This window comes from Paenibacillus sp. 1-18 (assembly GCF_000520755.1).
Taxonomy (GTDB): Bacteria; Bacillota; Bacilli; order Paenibacillales; family Paenibacillaceae; genus Paenibacillus; species Paenibacillus brasilensis.
This window is the reverse complement of the sequence record NZ_ASSB01000042.1, coordinates 43825-51437: the sequence shown is the minus strand read 5'-3', so window position 1 is coordinate 51437 and position 7613 is coordinate 43825. Positions and strand designations below refer to the sequence as shown.

Annotated in this window: 5 protein-coding genes and 2 pseudogenes; 1 reads left to right on the top strand and 6 read right to left on the bottom strand. The window is 37.6% G+C overall.

The window, feature by feature from the left end:
* Nucleotides 1-47: 47 nt before the first annotated feature.
* The 3 genes and pseudogenes from L693_RS0102735 to L693_RS0102725 form a co-directional block, all read right to left on the bottom strand.
* The gene (locus tag L693_RS0102735) at nucleotides 48-1211 is read right to left on the bottom strand and encodes a glycosyltransferase (RefSeq protein ID WP_025715957.1); all 1164 of its coding nucleotides are present in this window, start codon (nucleotides 1209-1211) and stop codon (nucleotides 48-50) included.
* A gap of 57 nt (nucleotides 1212-1268) precedes the next feature.
* On the bottom strand, nucleotides 1269-2048 hold the full coding sequence (locus tag L693_RS0102730) for a TetR/AcrR family transcriptional regulator (protein WP_025715956.1): 780 nt from the start codon (nucleotides 2046-2048) through the stop codon (nucleotides 1269-1271).
* Nucleotides 2049-2222: 174 nt separating this feature from the next.
* A pseudogene (locus tag L693_RS0102725) lies at nucleotides 2223-3533 on the bottom strand (transcriptional regulator).
* A gap of 314 nt (nucleotides 3534-3847) precedes the next feature.
* On the opposite strand from L693_RS0102725, the gene L693_RS0102720 reads away from it, so the two are divergent.
* Nucleotides 3848-4267, top strand: a complete 420-nt coding sequence (locus L693_RS0102720; protein WP_155983752.1) for a hypothetical protein — start codon at nucleotides 3848-3850, stop codon at nucleotides 4265-4267.
* Nucleotides 4268-4316: 49 nt separating this feature from the next.
* On the opposite strand, the gene L693_RS0102715 is transcribed toward L693_RS0102720, so the two are convergent.
* The 3 genes and pseudogenes from L693_RS0102715 to L693_RS0102705 all read right to left on the bottom strand — a co-directional run bounded on the left by L693_RS0102715 (nucleotide 4317) and on the right by L693_RS0102705 (nucleotide 7488).
* Entirely contained in the window at nucleotides 4317-4937 is a 621-nt protein-coding gene (locus tag L693_RS0102715) for a hypothetical protein (protein WP_025715954.1), read from the bottom strand.
* Nucleotides 4938-4973: 36 nt separating this feature from the next.
* Nucleotides 4974-5552, bottom strand: a complete 579-nt coding sequence (locus L693_RS0102710) for a hypothetical protein (protein ID WP_231503506.1) — start codon at nucleotides 5550-5552, stop codon at nucleotides 4974-4976.
* A gap of 536 nt (nucleotides 5553-6088) precedes the next feature.
* Nucleotides 6089-7488 (bottom strand): annotated as a pseudogene (locus L693_RS0102705) (helix-turn-helix domain-containing protein).
* Nucleotides 7489-7613: the final 125 nt, after the last annotated feature.

Below are 7613 nucleotides of genomic sequence, written 5' to 3'. Positions count from 1 at the left end.
TTTTTCTACCATTTTGTGGTTATTCAACAGGCGTGAAATATCATAAATCATTTCAATACAAGATTTTCTATAACCTGAACGGCATTTCTTACGCCTCCGAGACTTAATAACTTTTCTCCGGCTATATTAGCACTGCTAGCAAATATGGGATTCTCATTAAAATCATCAACGATTCTTCTTATTGTTTCATAGTTGAAATGATGTGCTTCAAGCAATACACCTGCGTTTAACTTGGCTACTGAAGAGGCGTTGTAGCGCCGTTCAAACACGCCACCAGGACATACGATTTGAGGTACTCCATAGATCAAGCCAGTCATAATACTATTTTGCCCACCGTGATTTATATAAACTCTGGCTTCCGGCATAAGCTTGCTAAAATCAAATTTTTTGTTGACAATGATGTTGTTTTTCTCAAAGGGTTTTACTTGCTCGGATGCAATATATACTTCATAGTCAGATCCTTCAAAAGCTTTAGTTAACTCTTTTATAACCTGCTTTGGAGAAATCACACCATTCCCCATATAGGCTATGATTTTATTCTTTTCGGTTTTAGCGTCTGTACCCTCTGGTGCGGAAAGAGGCCCCACAAAAGCTATATCCTCCCCACCCACAGGTTCCAACTCATAAGAACTCGGAATAATCTTTACATCTGCCCAATCGAAGATTTCTAAAACCGATTCCACTTTATTTAAGCCATTGTCTTTCAAGTACTTATTAACGCCCTTACTATATTCAGGGTTGGAAGCAAAGCTTTTTTGAACTGGATAACTGAATCCCGTGGCAATTTTCACTTTTTCCAACCGGGCGGCGACAATAGCTGATATTCTAAATTCTGAATACATAACGTCGGGTTTAAATTCTTGAATTGCTTTTCTAATGGAAGACACATCTTTTAGAAAATATCGTCTATTGATGGCTCCTATAAAATGTAAAACATCTTCAAAGCTGTTAGCTTTCTTTTTGGGCTGAATTCCCAATGATTGAAATATTTTAAACATACTCTTGCCGATAAATACAGGTGTCCCTAAGGGTGAAGGAACAGGCGCATAATAATTTTTCACTTTATGAATACTATGATAATTTGCATCTTCTGGCGCGCATAATGCTACTTCATGGCCTCTTTTGATACATTCGTTTGCTAATAAGGTTGTTCTTGAAAAAGGTCCTTTTGTTTCTACCATAGCTGACATGGGTGAAATTAGAACTTTCATAATACTCTCTCCTTATCGGCTTGGAGTTACATAATCATCAATACCTGGACGCTAGAGCTATGCTGTTGGTATGATGCCATGCTGAAAAACACGTATGGCGTGTTGAATAATGGCTTCATTCTCATATTTTCTATCTTTTATGGGAACCATCTCTTGGAAAATCACAAACGACCAAATTGAACCAATAAACAGCCTAATCGAAAGGACAGGATCTATCTCGCTAGATACATGGGGCTTTAACATTTTGCCGATCTGCTCGGAGGCTTTTTCGACGACTTCATGGTAAAACAGTTCCCCTATTTCCGGGAAGTTAGGCGTTTCTCCAATGATAATCCGCATAAGCTTGATTTTTCGTGGGTCTTCGAACACAGATAAAAACACCATTCCAATTTCAACTAGAAATTCCTCTATACTTGCCGTTTCTTGCTCCAGCTTTGTGAGCTTAAAAAGCAGCTGCATCTGTGAAGTTTCCCTGATCGTGGATATGAACAGTTCCTCTTTGTTTTTGAAATATTGATAAATAGCTCCTTTGGACATACCTATTTCATTGGTTATATCCTCAATGTTTGTACGACTGTACCCTTTTGTCCCAAAAACATTAAGAGCAGCCTCTATGATTTCCTTCCGCCGGATGTCCTGAGAATAGGAGACATCCTTCAAATCCAATCGGCCGATGTCCATGAGGATGTCATCCTTGCTTTTGTAATAGCGGTAAATTGTCCCCACAGCCACTTTTGCGCTTGTCGCAATATCCTGAACGGTAGTATCCCTATAACCCTTCTTTATAATCAGCTCCTCTGCAACTTTTTTAATTTTTGCCTTAGTGTTATTCTTCATATGAATGACGTCCTCTTATTGTGAATATTTTCTGATTGGTTATTTATTATTCATTCACATTATAACGCTTTTTTTTCGTTATTCAATGGGCCAGAGTTACTACATATAACCATTTCCCCTGTTAAACACACTAAAAAGGCTAGATGGGTAATCCCATCTAACCTTTTGATAAACTTACTCTTCATCTTCGTTAACCACTTTAATCAGATTTCCATAGACTGCCTTCGTATGAGCTGATGCATGTTCTTTAAAATGTGTAAAACAACCTCATACATCGATTTCTTGTATTTTATTATTAGCTTCAGCAGACCTTTCCAAACAGCTGAACAAAAATGCGAAGCCGTCTGAAAACCTCCCCTTACGCAAAAGATAGATTGCCAATTCCCTTGAGAAATGAGTATATCGCTCCGTTGTGAATCGTTGAGTATACAACCCTTCCACTTTTTTCTGCTCCAGAAAAGAGACAATATCTCCTTCAAATTGCTTTAAAATAACATCTACATCAAAATGATACCGATTTGCCGCCCTAAGAATAATATCAAGTGCAGGAAGAACTTCATCTTTTCTTGAAGAAATATAATTTACATAATTGGGAAGAACGCTCTTGTCGCCAGAAAGAAGCTTAATTAAAAACGTATTCACTACTGCCCAGTCTTCATATTGCCTCTTCCACTTCAAAGCAGTTTCATCCGTAGCATTCACCCAACTCAAATCGGCGTAAGCATAAGTGTGCTGAAGTGCTTGCTCGTAGTCTTTCCTCCCTTCACAAGCTTCTGCACGAAGTAAATGGGAGAATGCCCAATAAGCAAACAACGGAAAATTGGGTTTCTTCGAATTGTCTTTGTTCACAGGGTGTCGCTGCTGCTCCAGTTTGTATTGAATTTTAGCCTTGTCTCCCATAGCTTTAGCGAATAGTTCTACTTTGTCCCATTTTCGTAACGAACGGTATGTATTCGCCAAATCTTTTAACGCCTCTAACTGATCTATCTCATCTAACCGTTCAACGTAAGGCTCAAATTGAACAGCTGCATCATAGTTTTTCTCTTGATCGCCTCCAATACGAATCGTAAACAATCGATACTGGCAAACTGCAAAATTATCCGAATGTTGGTTCTTCTCGCTTACTGCTACATTTTCGTACAGGAACGCCGCTGCTTCATTGTAACCGTCTTTGTATACATTTTCAGCAACTTCAAAGAGCGATGGCAAATATTTAGGATTATCCAATAGCAGAAATACAACGCGCTGCAAGCAATCAAGTCGGTCATGCTCCACGCATCCGTACAAAAAAGGGCTAATTCTTCGCCAATTGAGCGGTTCTCCTACGATACATTCTTCAATGTAACTATCATAAAAATAGTCTGGTGGTAATTGCATCCCGGCAGTAATGCGATCCAATTGGTTAACGGATAAAATACGATTTCCAGTAACGATACTGCTAACCGTACCTACATTTAAACCAATGATGTGTCCAAACTCGGTCATACTCAAGCGATTTTGTTTTAGATATTGTTCTAATTCTGCTCTATCGTAAGTGTGATTCCCATGAATAAACCACCCTTTCAACGTAGACTCGCCATATGTAGTTGAATAAATCATTCTATCCCCCATAATTGTACCATCTTTTGGAACAAAGCCATATACCTTTCAGTTATTTACTTTAGATACCTTTTCGGGGCTATAGGCCCTTCTATTTTTTCAAACTGAAACATTTTTCCAATATAGATCGTCTATAAAGCAAATAGGTAAAGTCAAGAAGGGGGGTAGCTCTTATTATGCGGAAAAGTAGAATCTTATTTTTGACTATCGTGCTGTTGTTAATAACCACTTACAGCTCTAACGCAGAAAAAGAAGTTATTGCTCAAAGCGCGCAGGAACAGGAGACGCTAATCGTTTATAAACTACAAAAGGACACAACACTACAACAGCTAACTAAAAAAGATGTACTTGCTATATTCAAGGATAAAACTGACACTAATATCTTTATCAATGCAATGAATACATCAGAAAAAATATCAGGTATTGTTAATATAGTTTCTCCAAATTACGAACTTACTTTCCAAAAGGATGGAACTGAAAAGTCTTATTACTTATGGATTAACCCTAACGATCCGACCAGCAATGCTATGTATATAAATAAGGATGATCCCCATACTGCATATAAATTATCAGTCAACTCCACAAATTCGGTAAAAAAATTACTTATGAAAAAAGATTAACTAAAAAGACCTGTTCTTTGGATTTCAAAGGACAGGTCTCTTTTGGATTTTATTTCAAACCGTATTTTTCCAACACAGATTCTCTAAATTGTTCATTTGAGTCTTGTTTTTCCGCCGAAGAATTAGGAGATTGAGATGTAGGTTCTATAGCAAACTTTCCAAGATCCATATTTATTACGCTATACTGTCCTTGTGTATTTTTTTTGAGAAAAATAATGCTTTTTTCATTTTGCTTTAATTCTGTATAATCCTCATATGCTATTTTTTTCTTGCCTCCAGCGTCATCAATATAAGAAATCGGTTCCACGATAGACAAAGGCTCATCTAGGTTTAATGAAGACCCTTCGGGTGATTTAATCACTTTATCCATTTTTATATTCGTAAGCGTATAAAAGTCTTGTAGAGTACCATCATCAAAGCTTGTAACGATATGTTGTCGATCATCAAACCCTTGTAAAGGAGTCCCAATCACAATAAGCTCTGCATTTGAGTCCAATTCGCTTACCGTTTTGTAATCAATATAAGAAGCTTCCAATGAGATTTTTGGCGTATTCAGTTCTGAAAGTTTTGGAGCCGCGTTCGTAGATGTAAAAATAAGACTCCCAGAAGCAATGAATCCTCCTATCGCTAATACAGAAATACCCAACTTTATTTTTTTATTAAAAGTCATAACAGTACCCCTTCCCCAAATTAGTGTTTACGCTCATTAGTTTCCCCACTTAGCAATTAAGGATTGCTTGTCATAGGGTTGAACACCGATAGACTGTATACCTTGTTTCATAACAGAACCACTAGAGGTTGATGGATGCGCCTGAGATAACGTATGACCGATCTCATGCGTCGCGTTGGAGGTTTTCTGTACGGAATTCATACCGTAAGCCTGCATCTGGTTATGATAAATCACCACCGTAGCATATGCCCATTGATCGCTTACACCTGCTACGCCACCAGATGTTTTATACGGAGTTGTCAATCCCAATAAACCAGAAGTAGCTGTAGAACCGACATAATATCTGTCCGGGTTCCCACTCGTCGATGTCGTTTTGCCAATATTTACTGACCCAGACGCAGCGTTCCAATCAGAACGGGCGGTATCATAGGCACCCGTATAGCCATTCGTAGAAACAGAGGAATCATAATAGGCATTAAAATTGGCTGAGCTTCTCCCTCCGGTAAAACTAGTTGCAAAAGAAGTTGAACTAATAGAAATCACGGCAATAGATAATATTCCGACCATAGAAAAAAGTTTTTTCTTGGAAGCTAATAGTTTTTTCAAGGTTAACACCCCTTTTAAGAAATTTGGAAATCTTATAATCCATCCTGAACTAATAGAAAATTGCTATAATCATTGTCCGTATTTTGATGCCCGACAAGTTCAAACGCATTCACCAGACTTAAAGGGCCAACAGAGACATTGCAGGTTTCGTTTTGTTCTCAACGACTCCTCCTTTTCATTGGGAATATCCCCCTATCAATATACCGACTATTTTGCTTATTATCTACAATAAAAACAATATATTCCACAATACGACATGAATTTGATTCTTTATTCCTATACTTGCCCTATGTATTCCCGGCTACTTTATGGTGCATGTACAGGAAAACAAACGGTATAAAAAAAGCCTAGACGGATCATTCCATCTAGCCTTCTCCATGATTATATGGTTTGTTGCTTTGCTTTCTGCTCCAATAATTGAGTTGAAATTAAAACATTTTACTCCCTTTAGGCATACTTACATTTCGCCATGGTGACTCGGATGATAGCCAGATCCTTGATTGTGAAAATGTAAAGGGACAGTCACTATCGTTATCAGCATTAAGCTACTTGCTTAAAAGGTCAGAATTATTCTTGGCTTCATCTGCATCCACCTTATGAATCAAATTTCTGTAAGCTGTCTTCGTCTCAGATGATGCATATTCCTGATAAAACTCATACAGCCTCATACATTTAATTATGTACGATTTATTATTACTTAATGTAGATTTTTCCAAGCAATTTAATAAAAATCGAAAGCCATCAAAAAATCTTCCTTTGGTCAAATAGTAAACTGTTAATTCCATTGAAAAATGCATAAAACGTTCTGTTATAAAGCGTTGGGTATAAAAACTTTCAACTTTCTGTTCCTCCAGATAAAATGAAATGTCCGCCTCGAATTGTTGTAGAATCTCGTCCACATCAAAATGGTATCGGTTAGCCGCCTCAAGGATATTATCAAGTGCGGGAAGCACTTCGTCTTTTCTTGAAGAAATATAAGCTACGTAATTGGGAAGTACACTCTTTTCACCAGAAAGAAGCTTATTTACATATGCATTTACTACCGCCCAGTCTTCATATTTATTTTTCCACTTCAAAGTTTCCTCATCTGTATCCGTTACCCAGCTTAAATCAGCATATTTTTTAATATGCTGCAGTCCCTTTTCATAGTCTTTCCTCTCGTCACAGGCTTGTGCACGAAGTAAATGCGAGAATGCCCAATAAGCAAACAAAGGAAAATTCGGTTTCCTCGAATTCTCTTTTTTCACATGCTGCCGTTGTTGCTCGATTTTGTATTGAATTTTAGCCTTATCTCCTAGAGCTTTAGCGAATAGTTCTACTTTGTCCCATTTTCTTAACGAACGATATGTATTCGCCAAATCTTTTAACGCCTCTAGCTGATCTATCTCATCTAACCGTTCAACATATATTTCAAATTGAACCGCCGCTTCATAGTTTTTCTCTTGGTTGTCTCCTTGTCTCGTTTGGAACAAACGATACTGACACATAGCCAAACGTTCTGAGTATTGTTTCTTTTCACTTAAAGCCACATTTTCATACAGTATGGCTGCTGCCTGATACATCTTTTCATAAAATAGTTCTTCTGCAAGCTCAAATAAGGATTCTGAATAACCCAGTTTATCCATCAATAAATTTACAACTTCATGAATACAATCCAGTTTATTTAATTTCGCACAATTATGTAGAAAAGGACTCATTCGACGCCAATTTGGATTAGCCTCTGTTAAATACTCTGACACATAACGTCGTAGTAATAGCCGACAGGATACCCCATCGCTTTTGTAATTCGATCTAGCCGATCCACTGACAGAGTGCGATTCCCATTAATAACACTGCTCATGGTACCCGGATTCATTCCTGCTTCTCGGGCCAGCTCGCTTAGAATTAATTCATGATCTTTCATATGCTTCATTATCTCGGTGAGTATCGTGGTTGAATTGTACAAAATAACCACCCCTTATCAGGAACTTGTTAGGACATCAACTCATTAAAAAAGGACTATTCCAATCCGATGATTGTATAGCCTTTTCGCAATTCATTGTACCATCATTTGGAACATCATCATATACC